This is a genomic window from Asaccharospora irregularis DSM 2635 (genome assembly GCF_900129815.1).
Classification (GTDB): Bacteria; Bacillota; Clostridia; order Peptostreptococcales; family Peptostreptococcaceae; genus Asaccharospora; species Asaccharospora irregularis.
In genome coordinates, this window is sequence record NZ_FQWX01000003.1 from 144,970 (window position 1) to 166,198 (window position 21,229).

The following is a 21,229-nucleotide window of genomic DNA, read 5'->3' on the forward strand; positions in this document are numbered from 1 at the left end:
TATCTCCCCTTTTATATAATTTTTACCCATGCTTTGATTATATTTAAAAAGGGAGGTTTATTGAATTAGGGACCTGTACATAAATGTGTATAGAGTTATTACTTATTTTTAAATCTTGTTTTATAATACTCTCTTATTCTAAATTCAATAGCATCTTTTACGTTATCCTTAAAATTCTCACTATTTAAAAATACAGATAGTCCATTATTTAAACATACATAACCTTCATCTTCATAGAAAAATTCACCACTAGTTTTACATAAGAAATACACAGGATTTTTTCTAGCAAAATTTACATACTGTTTATCTGTCCAATATTTAAAATTAGATGTACTCTTATCCTTTAACATATCAACCGCATTCGACCCTTTACTATAGAATTTTCTAAATGATTTAGCAATGTCTTTATCATCTATTTTTAACTTCATATCTCCACCATTATAAAAAGTTAATATTAATGGCATTTTAGGAGTTTTACTCATACTAGTTGTTTCTATTAAGTTAATAAATTCAGCTCCTAGAGTATTTTTAAAATTTAATTCTTCAATAGTTAGTTCATCAACCTTATCTAAAAAACTTAAATAATCCTTAAAAATATTAATTTTAGATTTTTTCTTCATATTGTAATATAAATCACTATCCATATAAGTAAACATCTCAACTCTTGATGGTCTATGCCCTAAATCTTCTTTTATTTTGAAAAATTCTTCTTTTATCATATCCTCAATCTTTATATTTGCCTTGTTCATTTTTTCAAATATATCTACAAGTCTAAAATCAAAATCTATAAAACAATCTTGTGGATAATCTTCTTCACTAAGTATGCTCTCTCCTATATTTAATAGTTCCTTACTCTTTCCCGATAGTAAAAAAGGTACTAAGTTAGCTTTTTTGTAATTACCTATAAAATCAAGAACATTTAAATAGTTTTTCTCAGTATCTTTTCTGAGTCCCCTACCTAATTGTTGCAAAAATACAGTAGGGCTTTCAGTAGGTCTTAAGAACATAACCATATCTATACTCTTTACATCAAGTCCTTCATTGAACATATCAACTGAAAATATAACCTGTATATCCTTATCTCTAAGTTTTTTTAGTGCAATACTTCTTTCTTCGTTATATTTACCTTCTTTTCCACTGTAGACAGCACAGGCTTTTATACCTTGTTCATTGAAGTATCTAGCCATAAATTCTGCATGTAATTTACTAGTACAAAATCCTAGAGCCCTACTAGATTTATATTTTTTATAATGTCCTATAATTAAGTCAGCTCTCTTATTTATACTTAAAGCATCTTCAAGTTGCTTCTCATTGTATTTCCCATTTTTAAAATCTATTTCCTCATAATTTACACTATCATCATAAATTCCATAATATCTAAATGGTACTAACCATCCTTTGTCTATTGCACTTTTTAAGTTTACTTCATAGACTACATTATAATCACAAACACTAAATACATCCTTGTTATCTAGTCTTTCTGGTGTTGCTGTAAGCCCAAGCATAAATTTTGGTTCAAAATAATTTATTATATTTTGATAATTTTTAGATACTGCATGATGAAATTCATCTATTACTATATAATCAAAGGAATCTTTTGCAAAATAATCTTCATTTAAATATTCCTTTTTTCCTAAGCTTTGAACTGATGCAAATATTATATCACTGGTAGTATCTTTCTCAGAATTCATGAAAAACCCCATGTTATATTCTTTATCTAGGTTTCTAATTTTATTATTTTCGCAGGGATCTGCTACCTTATTCTCGCTTTCCAAGTCTATTTTTTCATAATTTATTAATTTATCACTTCTTATATTTTTAAAGCTCTCATAAGCTTGTCTTAATATTTCTTCTCTATGTGCTATAAATAGTACTCTATCAAAACCTATACTATCAAATGCTGCCAAATACGTTTTCCCGATACCTGTAGCTGCAACTACTAACCCTTTGTCATTTCCATCTAGCCTTGTATTTTTTAGTTGATAAAGAGCTTCTATTTGTGCTCCCCTTGGTTCAAATAGATTAGATACGTTTGAATCTTCATAAGTATAATTTATGTCTTCTTCTTTATTATCTACTTTTGCATATATTTTAGGTCTTTTCCATGACTTAGAGTATTTTTCAAGTTCTTCATCATTTACTATTATTGAATTATTAAAGAATAGTTCCTCAAACATTTTTTTAAAGTATTTAAAATCATCATAGTTTGCATTTTTATCTATTCTATAGTTCCATTCTATACCACTAGTCCATGCAGACTTTGAAAGATTCGATGAACCGATAAAAATTTCACCGCCGTCTCCTTTTTCAAATATATATGCCTTTGCATGAAAGCTTCTTGTTGTATCATTATAAAATCTTAAGTCCACCTTATTTCCAAGTAAATCCTTTAAAAGATATAATGCTGATGGTTGAGTTATATTTAAGTAGTTCCCAGTTAGGATTCTTATCGGAATGTCCCTATCTCTTATTGCCTCTAAATCTTTTTGTATTAATTTTACCCCTGATTCCATTAGAAAGGATACTATTATATCTATCGATTTTGCTGTATGTATGCTTTGTTTTATGTGTTTATACAAATGATCGTTATGACCTGTTATGCAATTTAGTTTCATATTTTTTCCCTTTCTATATATTTAAAATTAATTACATATTTTTCCATATAAGCTAACTTCATTTTATCATATTATTATTTTATTTATAAAAACAAAAATGACACTTTACATTGTTATTTCTATTCATCAATATACTCGTATCTTATCATATTTTGACAAATACTTTTATTACTTTTATAATTTTAAATATAATTATTTTTAGGAGGTTTTGTATGAAAGTCTACGATAAATTGGTTAGAGATAGGATTCCTGAAATTATTGAATCTAGTGGTAATAAATGTGATATTGAAGTTGTTAGTGATGAGGTTGCTTTAGATTACCTTTATAAGAAACTTAATGAGGAAGTTAGTGAACTTATTGAAGACAAAAATCTTGAAGAAATTGCTGATGTTATGGAGGTACTTTTTGCGATTGCCTCTAAATATGGATATAACGAGAAAGATGTTCTTGATAAAAGGGATGAAAAGAAATCTGCACGTGGCGGATTTGAGAATAATTTAGTTTTAAAATCTACTTATTAATTATTTAAATACACCCCCTTACAATTCAATATAGCATCTTTACTAAATTTAATATTTTTAATATAGTTTTATTTTTATATTTACACCCCTTAGTTAACATATTTTATACAGTATAAAATATATAATAACTAAGGGGGTGTTATTATTTCTAATGTTTTAATTGCCAATAATCATTTAATCGATACAAATTCTAGCCTAAAATCGAAACTTTCTTCCTATTTTAATATTTATGACAACTATTCTATAAACAAATATGATTTTGATTTTATGGCAGAGTTTAAATTATCTAATTCTAAGTTCTTTCTTAACAGAAAAAATGTAGTATGGTCTTATGACAACAAAGAGTATATATTTGCAAAGAATTTTGATAAATTAATGAAATCTGACTTTGATAATTTAATTGTTCCATTTTCTAATTTCATATTAAATGATTATGTTAATCCTAACAAGAATCACATGTATACTTATATCACCTTATTCCTATCTTCTAACTATACCGATAAAAATCTAATCGATTCTATAAGAAAATATTCCAAAAGGAAGAGTTATAAGTTTGGTCTTAGAGGATATTCTGTGTTTAGAATTATTCTTTTTAATAATAGTACAAATGAATTATTCTACAATAAGGATTCCAAAGACACTATAAAATTTTATAGGGAGGTTTTACTTATATGAATACTTTTACATTATTGATTGGTAGTGCTGTAATTTTATTTATTGCCTACATCGTTTATGGAGGGTATCTAGCTAAAAAATGGGGTATTGATGATTGCAGAAAAACTCCCGCCCATACTAAGTATGATGGAGTTGATTATGTACCTTCAAAAGCACCAATATTAATGGGACATCATTTCGCTTCAATAGCAGGTGCTGGCCCTATAATGGGTCCTATCCAGGCAGCTATATTTGGATGGATACCTGTTGCACTATGGATATTGATTGGTAGTATATTCTTTGGTGGTGTTCAAGATTTTGGTTCTTTATTTGCTTCTATTAGACATGATGGAAAGTCTATAGGTGAAATAATTGAGGTGAATATGGGACATAAAAGCAAGAAGTTATTCTCTTTATTTGCCTGGCTTACTTTAATTCTTGTCGTTGCAGCCTTTTCTAATATAGTCGCTGATAGTTTTGTCAGTACTCCTGCAGCAGGTACTGCATCTATTTTATTTATAGTACTTGCAGTTGTATTCGGTTTTGCTGTTTACAGATTTAGATGTCCTCTACCTATAGCAACAGTTATAGGTGTAATTCTTTTATTTGTGTGTATTTACCTAGGATTTTTATTTCCTATTTCACTTTCTAAAGGTACATGGATAGCTCTTTTATTAGCCTATATATTTATAGCTTCTGTTACTCCGGTTTGGATACTGCTACAGCCTAGGGATTATCTGAATTCATATTTATTATATGCTATGATGTTTGGTGCACTAATCGGTATTACTGTGCTTAGACCTGAAATACAAATGGATGGATTTACAGGATTTACTGTTAATGGACAATTTTTATTCCCAGTACTTTTTGTTACTGTTGCATGTGGAGCTATATCAGGATTTCACTCATTGGTTGGATCTGGTACTTCTGCAAAGCAACTATATAAAGAGAGTGATTCTAAAAAAATTGGTTATGGTTGTATGCTTGTAGAAGGTTTGTTAGCAATAGTGTCTCTTATTACAGTTGCATATATATCAAAGGGTGATTTTGCTAATCTTCTAAAAAATGGCGGTCCTGTTAACGTATTTTCTGAGGGTATAGCAAGTTTTATGCTGTCTTTTGGTATACCTTTTAAAGTCGGTAAAGTATTTACTTCTCTTGCTATTTCAGCATTTGCATTAACTTCACTAGATACATCAACTAGACTGGCTAGATTTATATTCCAAGAGTTTTTTGACCAAGATAATAAAAAAATTAATAATACTAAAAATTCTCTTACAAATATGTATGTTTCTACTGCATTTACAGTGGCTGTTTCTGGACTTTTAGCTGTTATGGGATATCAAAAAATTTGGCCGATATTCGGCTCAGCAAACCAACTATTAGCAGCTATTTCATTACTAGCAATAGCTATATGGCTTGCTTCTTCTAGAAAAAGTTATAAAGAACTTGTTATACCTATAGTATTTATGTTTATAGTTACTACATTTTCACTAATACTTAACATTAAATCTAATATAGGTACTAACCTAGCCCTAGTTGTTATAGCTTTTGTTCTACTGGTTCTTTCTGTAATATTAATTTTAGAAGCTATTAAAGTGGCCAAAAAACACAAAGGAGATTCTACCCAATAACAAAAATAATTAACTATAAAAAGTGCATCTATTTTCAGATGCACTTTTTACTTAAAACTAATTTTCTAAATTATTCTACCTATCTTATGATAAATGAAATTGAAATTTAATCAATCTTTTTCACATTTCTAATAAGAAGCTGATTAATAATCAAGTAGCAAAGGATAATACCTAAGTAAATTAAAAGATATAACTTCCAGTTAAACTCAAGATTTATTCCACAAGCTACATTAGATGCTAAATATGGATAAACCCTATCCATTATAAATTTTGCTAAAGGAATGCATATAGCTGCCCCAACTGCAATTACATAAAAGTTTGCATTTAAATATAGTTTTCTAATTTCCCCTGTTCTAAAGCCAAATATTTTCCATAACTTTTTCTAATATCTTTTATTTCTAAATACATAGTTCTCTCCCCCTGTGAAATTTTATTTTAAAATTTTTTAATTTAATGATATTTTTTATCACTAACATAACATTGTTATGTTGATGGTAAATTTTTAGCTATATCGCAAAATTATAAATTTATCGGTATATAGCCTAATTTTTTAATATTATATAATCTTATTTTCTAGAACTGGTAAACATAGAGCACCATCCACCCATTAAATAGTTTGCAATTACATAAATATGTTTTTTAGCTTCTTCTTTTGTTAGGTCATGGGCAATAATCTCGGCAAATGAGCTAATTTGCATATGAGAAATCCAATGAATTATATAATCATCTATTGTAGGAACATTTAATTCTTCTGATAATCTATCTGCAAATATTCTGTAGTGCTTTTCTGTGATTTTGTGATCAAAAGCTTGAACTCATCATTATATTCATATAAATAATCAACTATATCAAAGGCTGCCTGAATATCCTTTCCCATATTATTGTTTGTCGAATACTACATTTTATTGAATGCAGAATTTTTATCTGATATACTTTAAAGTGCTGTCAAATATTATTTAGGAGGATGAGTGTGGAATATTTAAAAATAATGCTTTTATCAATGGTTCCCTTTACTGAACTAAGAGGGGCAATACCGATAGGTATAGCAATGGATTTAAATCCAATCGGAGTTTACATAGTAAGTGTAATCGGTTCTACAATAGTGTCTGTACCTTTAGTACTTACATTTAGACACATATTGCATTTTTTAAAGACTAAACAGATTTTTGCAAAGTTAGTAATAAAGATAGATAAAAAAGTAAATTCAGGTATTAAAAGATTAAAGAATGTATCAATAGTTGGGATAATACTATTTATTGGTATACCATTACCTACAACAGGGACATGGACAGCTTCAGCAGTTGCATCTATTCTTAAGATGAGAATAAAAGATACTCTTTTAGGTGCATTGCTTGGAAATATGCTATCTGGTATTATAGTTTCTGCTATCTCATTACATTTGATATAAAGGTTTAGTTATAAATTTTCCTATATAGTCTAAAGGAGGCAAATTAGTATGGGAAAATTATCAGTTATTATACCTTCATATAATGAAGAGCAAATGATTTCTAAAACATCTAATGTAATATCTTCTCTTTTAGAGAATGAACATATCTCTTTTGAGATAATCTTTGTAAATGACGGTTCAAAAGATAATACATGGAAACAGATTCAAGAATCATGCAATCAAAACAAAAATATTAAAGGATTTAATTTTTCAAGAAACTTTGGTAAGGAATCTGCTATTTTCGCTGGTCTTAGCTACGCATCAGGAGACTGTTGTGCTGTAATAGACTGTGACCTTCAACATCCACCCAAAGTTTTAATAGAAATGTATAGAAAATGGGAAGAAGGATATGAGGTTATTGAGGGCGTAAAGGCATCTAGAGGAAAGGAATGTTTTCTCCACAAAATGTCTGCTAAATGCTTCTACTCTCTTATTAGTTCAGCGACCAATATCGATATGTCAAGAGCCTCAGACTTTAAGTTATTAGATAAAAAGGCAGTAAGTATACTTAGATCTATGCCAGAAAAACATATTTTTTTCAGAGCTTTATCTTCCTGGGTTGGGTTTAAAACTACATCAATTGAATTTGATGTTCAAGAGAGAGATTGTGGTGATTCTAAATGGTCTACCATTTCTTTAATAAAATATGCTATTACAAATATAACTTCATTTTCAACTGCACCAATGCAGATAGTTACATTAATGGGAATAGTATTCTTAATATTCTCAATTACTTTAGCGGCTCAATCTCTATATAAAAATTTTACTGGCCAATCATTAGAAGGATTTACAACAGTAATTCTATTATTATTGATAATTGGAAGTATTATAATGCTAAGTCTAGGTATTATAGGGTATTATATAGCGAAGATATATGAAGAAACTAAAAATCGCCCAAGATTTATAGTTTCCGAATTTGAAAATCATCAAGAACAAATTTACGAAAAGGGTATTTAATTATGGAAAAAGTATTGTATCTATATAAAAAATATAAAGAAATTTTATTGTACCTGTTTTTTGGAGTGCTTACAACTATAGTTAGTCTTTCAACCTATTATTTTTTCAGTGAAATATTAGAAATTCATTATCTTATTAGTAATGTTTTTTCTTGGATTTTTGCTGTATTATTTGCATATATAACTAACCGCCTTTGGGTATTTAAAAGCAAAAATAACGACATAAAATCAATTTTGAAAGAAATGTTTGCTTTTATAAATTGCAGGTTACTATCAGGTGCTATTGATATGGTGGTTATGTTTTTACTTGTAGATATATTAATTGTAAATTCTATGTATGCAAAACTTATTACACAGATAATTGTAGTTATATTAAATTACATATTTAGTAAGTTAATTGTGTTTAAAAATTAATACTTCGCATTTGAATTTAGGAGGGAGTAAATGAAAAATAAAATATTAAAAAACCCCAGATTTTTTATATCTGTAGCATTGTCCATCTTTTTTGTATTTTTAATAGCCCAAGTACCATATAGCCATGATGATTGGCAATGGGCAAGCCAAATCAAATGGGAATTAATGCTTAATGGATTTAAAAATTACAACGGTAGATATTTAGGGAACTTGTTTGAAATACTTATAACAAGAAGTATCTTAGCTAAAAATATTATTTTGGGTTTTGGTATGATTGCTATTATATTGGTAGTATATAAGTTTGTAAGTTATGAAGCTAAGGCTAAAGATAAGACTGCACTATTTTTATTATCGTCTATATTATTACTAGCAATACCTAGAGAACTATTTAGGCAAACCTATTCCTGGATTGCTGCATTTATTAACTTTATACCGCCAGTGATATTAATAATTTTATACCTAATTATTATAAACAATATATTTGATGATAAAAAGTTTAATTGTTCAGCATTAAAATACCCATTATGGTCGACTTTTCTTATGATACCCTTGGGTATATCAACACAACTTTTCAGTGAACATACTACAGTGTTTACTGTTTTGTTGGCAGGTTTTATAGTAGTTTTTACATTTATTAAATATAATAAATTTTGTAAGCTTCAGTTAGTTTACTTAATTTCGACTATAATTGGTGCTATTATAATGTTTTCTAATGGATCATATTTCAATGCTGCTAACAATACTGATGGATATAAGCAGATATCACTTTCAATTATAAGTATAATAAATTTATACTCAACTCAGATATCTGATAACTTGTTTTTAAATAATTATTTATTAAATGCTATACTTGCTATAACATGTATAATAATTATTACAAAACACTTAAATAAAAATATTGTATTTAATTTAATCGGAAATATTCAAATATTTATACTATCTACCTATATGATATATGGATTTGTTCATAAGGTATATCCTGCTTGGAATATTTTTACAAACCCCGATAAAACATTGATTTTTAATGCTCTATATTCATTATTATTCTTTGTATGTATTATAAGTGTAATAATTATATATATTAATAATGAAGGCCTTAGAATGAAGATATTTATGATGTATGGGTCTTCGTTGGCTGTTGCTATGCCATTAGTAATAGCTAATCCAATAGGACCTCGTTGTTTTTATGCATCTTATGTATTTACTATAATATCTACCCTTCAACTACTAATATATCTATTAAATAACTCAAATATAGAGTTTAATTTATTTAGTTCTATAGCATCAGGTATTTTAATTATGATATGTGTGTTTTATGCTAGTATGTTTATAGATGTGGGTATTGCCGAAAAAACAAGGGTAGAAACTATAAACAATGGAGTATCTAATGGCGAAAAATCTATCACTCTTAATAGATTGCCTTATGAAGATTATTACTGGACTACTGTTCCACCTAATGAACATTGGGAATCATTCTTTAAGGAGTTTTACAATATACCTATGGAAACAGAGCTTCATTTTAATTAATTATAAATAATTTTAAAACAAACACCAAAGGCTGTAGATAATGATTGATTATTACCTACAGCCTTTTAATTATTATTCATTTCCATAATTATAGAATCGGAGCCTGGTTATTCATCGAATATCCATCGCTTCTTACATCGCCAACATCTACTGTGTCCTTTTTTATTTCAACCTTTCCAAGTTTTTTGACTGCACCATAAGGCTGAACTAATGAGAGTTTATCTCCTCTTGCTGATATAACCCATAAAATCTTATATCCTCTAGGTGTTACTTTTAATCTCTTTTCACCCTTACCATCAGTAAAATACACCAATAAGTTTATATTTTTATTATTAGCATACTCAAAAACTGGGTTAAACTTGGTTGAACCTCTTATATTAATTCTATCCTTTATATCCTTTATAGACTTAACTTTGTATACGCGTCTAATTTCGCTGTCACATTCTATAATTGTTATTTCATTGTTGTAGTTTTTTACTATATTGAGTACTTCTTTAATAGCTTGTTCGAATTCCTCATCACTAATACTTCCACTTATATCAAGTGCGACAGCTATATTTGCCTTATGACCTCTAAGTTCACCTCTTAAATCTAGTCGATCTGGTTGTCTTCTATTTCTTCTAGTTATAGTTTTTTTCTTATTGCTTTCAACCGTTCCCATTAACTTCTTAAGGTATAAATTCCAAGGTAATTCACTTTTAGAATTTTTAAGTGCTGATATAATTCCTCCTAAATAATCTGGTATTTTTCCCTTTTGAGAGTTATTGACAACTTTTTCTGTAAATTCTCTAAGAGTTTTTTGTTCTATATCATCAGAATCATCCCAAATATCATGGGTATTTTCCGGATTATATTCAGTTTGTATGTTTTCATCTTTCATGTTTTTGTCGCTATCATCTTCTTCGCCTTCGTCATCTACCTCTTGTAAATCCAGTTCAGTCTGTATATTTTCTACATAATATTCAAAGGTTTCATACGGCTCAAGCCTCAAAGAATAAGTATTATTTACAGACTCAAGAGTTGTTGCATAAGGTGGTAGGTTACTTAAGTACTGATTTACTACTATATCCATAGCCATATTTATAGCTAATGTACTGTATTTGCCCTTTAACTCTTTTGCTCTTATTAAGTGCATAGATACTACATGAAGAATCTCATGCTTAATTGTACTTTCCATTTGTCTTATATTAAGGCTTAAGAAAATTATTGGGTTAAAGTATATGATATACTTAGCTCCTTTAAAGTTAACAGCTGTCGGGCTACTTATATCAAACCTTATATCTCTTGACATTTGAAATAAAAAATATCCATAGAAGTTGTCCTTTTCCTCCATAAGACTTAAGCTAACCTTGTCTACAAGTCTAAAAAATTCAGCCTTAAAATCCTGTGGGATGTCTACTTCAAACTTATCGCCCTTATGGTTTGCCTTTGACATAAGGTAAGTGTCTATAACCATATTTGATTTGTCGTAGAGTTCTCTTTTTTGTTTATCAAAATAAGTTTCCATATCTTATCCCCTTATTAAACTATAAGATTCAAAATATAATTTTACAAACTCTTCATTATCTATAGACAATTTGTATACTTCAGAATAATTATTTTTTATTTCTTTCATAACTCCGACCATCAAATCCACAGGATATAATTTTAGAAACTCAATAAGTCTATTGATATAGCCGTCTAAGCCTGTATTATTATCTTTAATATTTGATTCCAGCCTTTTTAGGATATTCATAGCTGTTAAATAAAGTCTTGTATGGCCTTCGTTTTTTACTCTGTCTATTACAGAAGGATTTAAATTGTCCCCTAAAAAAACATCTTCATATGACAATAATTGTTTAGAATCTGATTCAACAAAATTTATAAACTCCTCTGCAATAACCTTTCCTACATTTCCTCTCAAAACGTTCAAAAATACATTTCTAGGTATTGAATCTTTTTTCTCTTTATAAATCTTATAACTCTTAGATACTCTTTCATAACTTCTTGGAGTAGCTCTTACGTCTTCTTCATTTACTTTATTAAGATACTCTGGGAATGTGGAGATAAATTCTATAACCTTTTGTTCAATTCCTTCGCCTATAGCCCAATTTAACCACTGTGTGTGATCACTTTCCATATTAAGCCATACAAATCTATTTTCCTGGGCTGCATCCATATCTACAACTTGATAATCAAAATCTGAACCATATTTACTAGATGGGTTCATTGCAGCTAAGATTTTGACATCTTCATGTAGCTTATATCCGTTTATCTCTCTATTTAAAATCAGGTTCATAAGCTCTTGTTGGACTGTATGCTCACAACGGTTTATTTCATCAATAAATAAAAGAACAGTTCTTTCTTTAGCTATTTCCTCGTCAATTTCTCTTAATCTATTGTGAACAGCATATACTGTAGTCTTCTTTTCTATTTCAAATCCATTAGAATCAATAACCTTGTAAGATTCAATTGTAGGAAGGCCTCCTATTTCACCTTCTTTAAGTAGATTTCCATCTATAACAACTAAACTCCAATTATTTTCCTTAGCAAGCTTTTTTACTAAAGCCGTTTTTCCTATTCCACTTTCACCAACTACTAGAGGTACCTCGCCAGTAGATAGTACTAAGTCAACGCTTTTTAATGTCTCTATAAAATTCATGTTCGCTCTCTCCTATATCATATTTAATCTTTCATCTACAGCTATTTTTTTTGCCTTTTTACTTCCGTATTTATAAATAAACATTACTTTATCTATTTTTATGGTATCACTATTTATATCTATAATACTACAGTTTAAAAAATCTCTAACATACTTTTCATCTACATCCTCATCTGACAAAACTTCTTTTAGCAATTTTTCTAATTCTTCTTTATTAACCTTTTTTGCTATATATTTTAGTATTAAAATATTAACCTTTAAAAACTCTAATATTTTATCTTTATTTAAGTCTCTTATAAAACTAATGGCAGCTTCATTATTTTTAATAGCTACAATTTGTGCATTATAGCTAGGAGATTTTATATATCTCAATGCACTATAGTTTATTTTTACAGCTTCTATTTGAACACTTTCATAAGGATTTTCTATATATTTTATTGAATCATAGTTTTTCCTTACCGCTAATAGTTGTAATTCCTCACTAGGTTTTTTTGCATATTGTATTGCCCATCCAGCCTGATTTATAGCTAGTTTGATTATTTCATCGGTTGGATTTTTGATATGGTCTAGTATTGTCCATCCGTAATCTATTGCCTTTAACATCATATCTCTTGTAGGATTCTCTATAAATTTAATCGCCTTAATATTATTGTCTATAGCAAGTTCTTGCATTTCTCTAGTTGGATTTTCTATGTACTCTAGTGTAAGACCATTTTTCTTAATAGCTAACAATTTCATCTCATCCGTAGGGTTATCTATAGTCGATATAATATTGGGATTGTTTTCTATCATTTTAATAAGTTTTGCTTGTTCCATAATGCTTCTTCCTTTTTCAATTTTTTTTATATATAATTAATATACTTTTTTATATTAATTCAAACAGAATAATTATAAGCATATTAAAATTTATTTTCCAATTAATCTTATTATACATAAAAAATCGTCAGGGTTAGATAAGTAATCTAACCCTGACATTCAATATATTAAATTTACTCTGTTTTATTCTATTCTCTAAATTAAATTAAATAAATTTTCTTGTATTACCTCTTCTTCTTTACCTATATTAAATTTATCTATATATACTGATTCATCAACTTTACTTTGCTTAACTTCATTAATGTCAACAAATTCTTTATTTGAAGTAGTCTTTTCTACTGTCATTAAATATATTTTATTAAACATAGCTCTTATAGATGAATTAGTAACATGTGTGTAAGATATTATCTGAACTCTAAACTTTTTAGCAAGGTCAAATATTTCCTGTAAAAAATCCTGTTGTGATGTTTCTCCAAAAGGATTGTCCATAAGTAGCACCTTTCCTTTGTATTTACTATGATCAATTATTGCCTTTCTATCATACCTTTTGTATTCCATCAATAAAATAGTAATAATAAATGATATACAGAATCTTTGCCCTCCTGTAGTTTCATTATTTATGTTATTCCATTTTACAATCTCATTTCTATTTATTTCATATTTTATAACTGATATTGGAATTCTCCCTATATTGAGTATCCTATTTAAAATATAAAACGTATTTATCTTTTGTTCAACATCACTTAAATTTGCATCTTCAATTATTTCATCTATAAGTATATCTACTAAATTTAAATTATTATCTATTTTATCTTGTTTTGGAAGATTAATATTGAATAAAGATTGCCCTTTATGTCTTCCAAGTTTATTAATTATTCTAAACTCTTCTACACAATCCATTATATAATCTTTAATTTGTCTTATAATTATATTTTTTTCTTTTTTAAGCTGTTCACTGTGTTTTTCTACTTTACTTATCTCTTCTCTTATAACTAATAAGACTATCTCAACTTGTTCTATCTGACGATTATAAGCATCCTTATTTACATTTAAACATTCTACAATATTACTGTAATTTTCTTGATATTTATAGTTAAATTCTTTTAATTTAGATATCATTTCCTCATATTGTTTTATTGATTTATCTATTTCCTCTTTAATAATTTGTAGTTTGTTTTGTAACCTTTTGCTTTCAGTAAATACATTCTGTGGCTGATATATTATAGCTTTTCCCTGTATCTTATATTTTTGTAAATCTCTTAATTCATCATCAAGTTTTTTCGCATTATTTACATTGTCACTTATAATCTCTAAAATATCTTTCAAATCTTTTTTTATTTCTTTTTTCCTTTTATTGAATTCAAAATCCTTTATAAATTTAGTCTCTAATGGTTCTTGTCCTTCAAATCGTCTAAATATATCTGTTTTTTTACTTTTCAATTCACCATTTTTTTCAGATATCATGCCTTGGATTTTTTCTCTATCGGCATTTAATTCATCTATAATTTTATTATTTATAGATATTTTATTCTTTAGTTCTTTTTGAGTATCAGAAATAACTATATTTTCATATGAATCAATTGTAATACTAGCTTTATACTCATCTAATTCATATGAGTAATTTTCTACTTTCTTAATACATCTTGAAATTTCCTCATTTAAATCTTGTATCTCTCTTTCAGTTGGATTCTTACTATATTCATCGTATTTTATTTCTAGCTCATTTAAACTAAGATCTATTAATTTTTTCGCATTATATGCTTTAAATGAATTTATCTTATTACTTAAACTCTTAATATTCTCTGAAATTATGTATCCCTTATGATTTGCTTCTTTTATATTTAATTCAATATACGTTGTTTTTTTATCAAGTTTTTCTTTTTCTCTTTTTATTTCTTCAATATGAGTAGTTAATTTAACTATTTCAGTTTTATTTTCTACTATTATTTCGTATTTATCCTTTAATTTTTCCAAATCTTTCAGTTTATTAAAATAATAATTTTTACTTTCTAGTAAACTCTCTTTATTTTGAATAAGTTCTTTTATCTTATCATTATGTCTATTTTTTTCGCTTGTTTTGCTCTTTATCTCATAACTTAAATTTAGTAACTCTTCTTCACGCTTTTTGATTTCATTCTCTATATTTAAATCAGAAGCATCAAAATTTATTCCATTTGTCTTTATTATAAACTCATCTAACATATTTTTTTCAAATTTAGAATCATCCAATTTACTTTGTATTTTTTTGATATAGTCTTTTAATTTGTTTATATCAAATTCTCTTTTTTGTGCATCTAATGAAGATTTATCAAAGTTACTTAATACATTTAACTTATCACTAATTACTAAATTATTTTGGGATGACACTATGTCACTTTCGATGTCCTCTCTTATTAGTATCGGTGTAGATATTTTTGTCTTGTTTTCTAAATTTATAGTTTTTAGTTTTTGATACTCTTTGTTTGTTATTATTATAGAGTATGGTAGTAACGGATTTTTAGAAATTAGTTTATTTTTATAATTTATATCACCCTCTAAACTTAATAGATACTTTATTCCTTCAATTGCCTTTATACCCGTTTTATCAAGTTCTAACAGAGTTTCCTCCTCAAAAATTATATCCTTATAATTTTCTAGGTCGTATAATTTATTTTCAAGTTCTTTTTTATCACCTTCTAAATCTTTTGTTTGAAGGGCTAATTTATTTAATTCTTTTTTAAGTTCTAAAATAAGCTTAGCTGAGCTTTCTAACTCATCGCTTATTTCAAATTTTGTTTTTATATTCATATACTCTTCAATAAAACTATCAATTAATTTTTTTCTATTTTTTAGTTCCTCAAGTTTTTTACTTTTTTCTTGATTGTTAAGTGTTAAAGAAGATATTATTTCTCCTATTTTTTCTATTTCTTTATATAAATTATCTATTTCCTTGGTCTCTAATAGTATATTATCTTCAACTTTATCGCGTTGATTTTCTATACTATTTATATATTTATCAAAGTCTATTACATCACCTAAAAAATTTGTTGATATAAAGTTATTAATATCTGGATTATTTTTTTTATAATCATGTATTTCTTTTTCAAAATCAACTTCTAAACTTTTAAATAGTTTCTTTTTACTATTTTCATCTACCAATAAATTTGTTAATCTATTCTTTTCAATTTCAAAATTTTTCTTCTTTTCTTCATACTCTCTACATTCATCTTTGTTTTGTTCTAAATCATTTATACTTTCATTTATTTTTTCTTTTAAACAAAAATGTATTGTACTACCAAGTTTATTAAGCGACTCTATTATTTCCTTATGACTTTTTTCTCTCAATACTTTTTCATTTTCTTTTCTTATTTTTATCTCTTGTTCTTCTTCTAATTCGAGTTTCTTATTTTTATACTTTAATATATTTAAGTGTTGGTTATTTAATGATAGCTTATCTTTTTCATAGCTTATTTTTTCTACCACATTATTTAACTCTGATTCATATTCGCTTATTTCTTTATTTATAATGTTACACTCGTAACTGGCTTCTTCATACTCTACCTGTTTTAATTCTAGTTTTTTAGAAATTTCTTGCTTTTCATACTGTACAATTTCTTCATTTAACTCATTTCTTTTATTTTCTATGTACATATATAAACTCGCTAATTCGTCTAATACAATATCTTTTTCTTCGCCCTTTTCCAAGATTTCATTTAATTTATTTTTTAACTCCTCTATTTTTTTATTTAAATATAAGTAGTTGTCATAGTCTAATAGTTTGTCTTTCATATCAATAATGTTATTTATGCATTTTTTTACTTGTTCTTTAATTTTTAATATAGGAGTACCTTCTTCTGTAGATAGACTCGTTTCAATTAGAGGTACTATTTTATCTCTTATAAGTTTTTCAGAAGTATTATATTCCTTTACAAAGTCAGATAATCCGCCTTCTTTATTATCACTATTAAGCTTTATTATTATTTCCTTCCATTCACTTTGATTTATTCCATATTCCGCTAATTTTTCTCTATATTGCTTTTTTGAATTGCTATTAAAATAGCAAACCTTACTTTTTCCATGTTTATCTCTTAATTTTTTTATGTACTCTTCAGTATTAACTAAGGATTGTACTACCTTTTTACCTTTATCATTGTTTTTTAGTAGCTGTATACTATCAATATCTATCCCTATTTCAGGAGACTCTTCTATTGTAAACATAAAATATTTATATAAGTCATCCTTTTTATCCTTGCCATCTTCTGATGCTATGCCTGCTTTTTTCTCAAACCCTATCCCCGTAAGAAGTAATGTTTTATCATCATCAAGCTTCCATTCAATCATAGAATATAGTGGTTCTTTTTTATTATAAATAGCAGTAAATGGTTTCGCTACATTAGCTAGTGGACAAATGCTTTGTATAATTGTTTGGATACTCATAGTTTTTCCAGCTGTATTTTCAGCTTCTACTTGTAAATTTTCGCCATAGAGTTCCATAGTTCTATTACTAAGTATTCTTTCTGATCCTTTACCGTACTTAAAATTTATAATCTTGTATTTATTAATTAGCGGCATTAAATTTTTTCTCCTTTTCTCAAAACTAATTCTTCTATCAGTATTTTTCTATCCTCATCTAAGAAGTAATTGTTCATAAGATCCATAAATCGTTTTGTAGGTTTTATCTTATCTTCATCAGTAATATATAGTATTAATCCTTCATTCTTTAGAAAAGTTATTACTCTTCTTACAAATCCTATTTGATAATCTGCTGATATTGTCTCTATTCCTTTTTTACTAGATTCATCCCACTTTCTTTTACTTTCCCAATAATTTTTTATCATAATTATGTTAAACTCACATCTCTTCTCTATTTCTTCTATATTATCCCTCGCTATAGAACGCTCTAAAGATTCTTGAACTAAATCAAGTATATGTACTACTTGAATATATGAAGCAGGAGCTACGCCATTTGTAAACTCAGAGAATATAATGGTCATGATTAAATATCCTAAATAACTGTCCTTTAAATCTTTCCCTAGCAATGACTCTTTTCTATAATCAAAACCTATAATATCATTATCATTGTTTGGGATTAAATATAAAGTATCTGAAATTGCTATAATTTTTATCTTAGATACCTCACAAATTCCATCTAATGCAGACCTTACATTACTATTATTTATATATGCTAAAAATAGTTCTTTAGCTTCTTTTTCTTTTAATTCACTTTTCTTAAGTAATCTATAGAAAATTTCATTTGCTATTTTGTACTCACTTAAAGATATATTCATTTTTTTACTCCTTATTTCTTTATTATTTCAAATTTTATATTTGTTATTTCCAGTTTCACTGCAGTCATAGTTTCTAAGTTTATTTCAGTATTTATTGTTATTTCGTCTCCAGATATTTTTTTACATTCTATAAAATTAACTTTATTTATAAGTTCAAATTCTTCAATCATTAAACTTTCTATTATTCTTTCAATTTGGAAATCTATACTAGGTGAAAATGTACTATGATCTAACATTTTAGTTATTTTTTTTATACTTATTTTATCTTTTTGATTGGCAAAAAATAATACTAAATTTCTCATTAACTTTGCATCTCTTGTTATATCTACATAAGCACCTTTGTTATGTGTCAGAAAATAATTTAAAAATTCCTTAAGTGTAAAACTATTTATTCTTACCCCATAATCTAATAAGTATTTGAAAAACTCAAAATAATAATTTTCACAATAAGCTATTTCTTCTTCTTTTTCTTTATTTTGAATTATTTCATAATCCCCATCATCAACAATATCATTTGTTATCTCTTCTTGACTTAGTAGCTTCTGTTCTTGATATGCAACACCAATATTGAATAAGTTTGGCATTTCTACTTTGAATAAAGAAATATATAACTCTCTAATTATACATATAAAATCACTATCTTTTTCTAGTCTATCTAATATTTCTTCTTTGAAATTAAATCTTTTAAGAACTGGAGTAGTTAATAGTCTTTTCAATATTTCATTAAATTCTTCTCTAAAAACTTGAACTCTAGTCAATAAATTCGATGCTGTGGATTTTGCCAATACCACTCCATTAATTAATTCTTTCATCTGTACTAATTGCATTTTAATATTTTTTATTTTTTCTTTATCTATTGGGTCATCTTTTTCTAAATAATCTTCTTTATCTTGAATTATGAGTTTTACTTCTTTTTTTAATTCTTCATACTTGTCCATTTCTTCTAATAGAGTTTCTACAGTTTTATCTATAACAGTAGAATATTTTTCTTCTTTTATATAAAATATATTTACTTTTATTATTTTTATGTAATTATCAATCTTTTGGCTTTGAATTTCTAGTGTATTTACTATGTCATAAATATCTTCCTTCGCCCCTTGATAATCTCCCTTTTCTATTCTCAACTTTGCAATCATTTGTGATATTTGAATTTGAAAAAGCTCATCATACTCTTTTGTTGCTAAAAGTAATCTATATCCTTCAGTCGTTAGAGAATAAGATAATCTTTCCTTGTTATTTACTTTTATATTCTTATCTTCAATTATTTTGATACTTTCATCTATATGGTTATCTTTTTCTATAGAATAATAGTTGAACATATATACTTTTCCATTGTTACTTAGTCCATTTATTATGTAATTTGTTAAATCGTCTAACTCGTCTTCTGAGTAAAACTTTTTATAGGATATATTGTTTAGCTCATCTATAAAAAACTTTATATCATCTCTTAAACAATGCTTTCGTCTCAATGATCTATCAAATATATAACATAATACCTCAATTAATAAATTGTAAAATTCTATATTTGTAAACTCTTTAAACTTATTCCTATTGTTTGCAATTGAAGCTATAAGATAATAAGATCCAATCGCATTTACCCTTTTGTTATACCCACCTAAAATACTTCTCATGTCCATATTTTATTCCTCCAGGTCATACATATTTAGAGATTCCTGAGGTATATATTTTCCCTCTAATAAGATTCTTCTGATTTTTTCTCTTAATTCAATGTTCTCTATATTTTCTAATGCATCTTTATACTTATCTTTTTGATTTTTTACCGAAAGTCTAATTTTTCTGTTGCTAGCTTTTTCAATCATATGATGATAAGCATTCTCAAATAAATTTATATTTAAATCCTCAATACTATTTTTTAATGAATAATAAATTGAAAGTCCAGTTCTATCTATATCTCCCCAATATAAAAACTTATTTTCTTTGTTCAACATGTACTCAAGAGTTATATCGTCTTTAATTCCTCTTATACTGTTAATTATCTTTCTTCCCTCTCCATATATTACTGTATCTATCTTATTTTTCAATACCTCTTTTTCTTCTAAAAGCATCTTTGTTACTGTTACATAAGTATCTTTATTTTCTATTATTAGTATTGTTTGTGGAGATACTCTATTTACTGATAAATATATAAATGGCTCTGGTGTATTATATACATTTAAATCTTTTACTATATCTATCTTTAAATTTTTGAGAACTTCCTTACCTTCTCTACTAGTTATAAATTTTTCGTCATTAAATATTTCGTAAGATCTTTCATTTATTGATATCCTCTTTTGTAAATTTGACGAATTTCTCAAAAAATAATCATTTAAATCCATTATTGCTGTTCTATGTTTTTTATAATCCTTTAAATTTCGTCTATAATAATCTATTCCCAATTTATCACAAGTTTTATAGTTAATTTCTTCTATATATTCTTTGTCATCTTCGGTTTCATGCTTAATAATTCTATATTTTGTATATATTTGTTCATGCATTGCTGTTAAATCTGATGTTTTTATCGGTTTTATTTTATTCTCTTTTATTAGTTTTCTGATTAAACCTACTAATTCTTTATGTTCTTTAATCTTATACAATTCCTTTATTTCATCTAAAAAAATGTATGTTTTTTTTATTTTTTTAATCATTTATTATTCTTTCCTTTTTTATTTTTTTAATTTTATTTCTTATATATTTAATTTTATTTCTTATATATTTAATTTATCATATACTCTATAAT

At 26.7% G+C, this 21,229-nt stretch carries 16 protein-coding genes; 6 read left to right on the forward strand and 10 right to left on the reverse strand.

What is annotated here, in order from left to right; all coding sequences use genetic code 11:
- Positions 1–98: 98 nt before the first annotated feature.
- Complete coding sequence (locus tag BUB34_RS02695) at positions 99–2,615, reverse strand: DEAD/DEAH box helicase family protein (protein ID WP_073123981.1); 2,517 nt, start codon at positions 2,613–2,615, stop codon at positions 99–101.
- Between the two features lie 212 nt (positions 2,616–2,827).
- Between BUB34_RS02695 and BUB34_RS02700 the strand changes: the two genes are divergently transcribed.
- Together BUB34_RS02700 and BUB34_RS02710 are read left to right on the forward strand one after the other, a co-directional pair.
- Entirely contained in the window at positions 2,828–3,136 is a 309-nt protein-coding gene (locus BUB34_RS02700) for a nucleoside triphosphate pyrophosphohydrolase (protein WP_073123984.1), read from the forward strand.
- A 671-nt stretch (positions 3,137–3,807) separates the two neighbouring features.
- Positions 3,808–5,424: a carbon starvation CstA family protein gene (locus tag BUB34_RS02710; protein ID WP_073123987.1), complete on the forward strand. Its 1,617-nt coding sequence runs from the start codon at positions 3,808–3,810 to the stop codon at positions 5,422–5,424.
- A 106-nt stretch (positions 5,425–5,530) separates the two neighbouring features.
- On the opposite strand, the gene BUB34_RS13995 is transcribed toward BUB34_RS02710, so the two are convergent.
- Together BUB34_RS13995 and BUB34_RS13720 are read right to left on the reverse strand one after the other, a co-directional pair.
- Complete coding sequence (locus BUB34_RS13995; RefSeq protein WP_084120119.1) at positions 5,531–5,791, reverse strand: FtsX-like permease family protein; 261 nt, start codon at positions 5,789–5,791, stop codon at positions 5,531–5,533.
- Positions 5,792–5,990: 199 nt separating this feature from the next.
- Complete coding sequence (locus tag BUB34_RS13720; protein ID WP_278276660.1) at positions 5,991–6,122, reverse strand: hypothetical protein; 132 nt, start codon at positions 6,120–6,122, stop codon at positions 5,991–5,993.
- A 266-nt stretch (positions 6,123–6,388) separates the two neighbouring features.
- On the opposite strand from BUB34_RS13720, the gene BUB34_RS02720 reads away from it, so the two are divergent.
- The 4 genes from BUB34_RS02720 to BUB34_RS02735 are packed head-to-tail and all read left to right on the forward strand — an operon-like array spanning position 6,389 to position 9,768.
- Positions 6,389–6,832, forward strand: coding sequence for a COG2426 family protein (locus BUB34_RS02720; protein WP_242948813.1), 444 nt, complete (start codon positions 6,389–6,391; stop codon positions 6,830–6,832).
- 48 nt (positions 6,833–6,880) lie between these two features.
- The gene (locus BUB34_RS02725) at positions 6,881–7,828 is read left to right on the forward strand and encodes a glycosyltransferase family 2 protein (RefSeq protein WP_073123991.1); all 948 of its coding nucleotides are present in this window, start codon (positions 6,881–6,883) and stop codon (positions 7,826–7,828) included.
- Positions 7,829–7,830: 2 nt separating this feature from the next.
- Positions 7,831–8,241, forward strand: a complete 411-nt coding sequence (locus BUB34_RS02730; RefSeq protein ID WP_073123992.1) for a GtrA family protein — start codon at positions 7,831–7,833, stop codon at positions 8,239–8,241.
- Positions 8,242–8,271: 30 nt separating this feature from the next.
- A complete protein-coding gene (locus BUB34_RS02735; protein WP_073123994.1) occupies positions 8,272–9,768 on the forward strand; it encodes a DUF6056 family protein in 1,497 nt (498 codons plus the stop codon).
- An 88-nt stretch (positions 9,769–9,856) separates the two neighbouring features.
- Here BUB34_RS02735 and BUB34_RS02740 read toward each other — a convergent pair whose 3' ends face one another.
- The 7 genes from BUB34_RS02740 to BUB34_RS02770 form a co-directional block, all read right to left on the reverse strand.
- Positions 9,857–11,275, reverse strand: coding sequence for a vWA domain-containing protein (locus tag BUB34_RS02740; protein ID WP_073123996.1), 1,419 nt, complete (start codon positions 11,273–11,275; stop codon positions 9,857–9,859).
- Positions 11,276–11,278: 3 nt separating this feature from the next.
- A complete protein-coding gene (locus BUB34_RS02745; protein ID WP_073123998.1) occupies positions 11,279–12,409 on the reverse strand; it encodes an ATP-binding protein in 1,131 nt (376 codons plus the stop codon).
- A 12-nt stretch (positions 12,410–12,421) separates the two neighbouring features.
- Positions 12,422–13,225, reverse strand: coding sequence for a hypothetical protein (locus BUB34_RS02750; protein WP_073124000.1), 804 nt, complete (start codon positions 13,223–13,225; stop codon positions 12,422–12,424).
- 195 nt (positions 13,226–13,420) lie between these two features.
- Complete coding sequence (locus BUB34_RS02755; RefSeq protein ID WP_073124002.1) at positions 13,421–17,776, reverse strand: coiled-coil domain-containing protein; 4,356 nt, start codon at positions 17,774–17,776, stop codon at positions 13,421–13,423.
- A complete protein-coding gene (locus tag BUB34_RS02760) occupies positions 17,776–18,492 on the reverse strand; it encodes a DUF6063 family protein (protein WP_073124004.1) in 717 nt (238 codons plus the stop codon). The genes BUB34_RS02755 and BUB34_RS02760 overlap by 1 nt, the downstream gene beginning before the upstream one ends.
- An 11-nt stretch (positions 18,493–18,503) precedes the next feature.
- Positions 18,504–20,129: a ligand-binding sensor domain-containing protein gene (locus BUB34_RS02765; RefSeq protein ID WP_073124006.1), complete on the reverse strand. Its 1,626-nt coding sequence runs from the start codon at positions 20,127–20,129 to the stop codon at positions 18,504–18,506.
- A gap of 3 nt (positions 20,130–20,132) precedes the next feature.
- Entirely contained in the window at positions 20,133–21,137 is a 1,005-nt protein-coding gene (locus BUB34_RS02770; protein WP_073124007.1) for a Wadjet anti-phage system protein JetD domain-containing protein, read from the reverse strand.
- Positions 21,138–21,229: the final 92 nt, after the last annotated feature.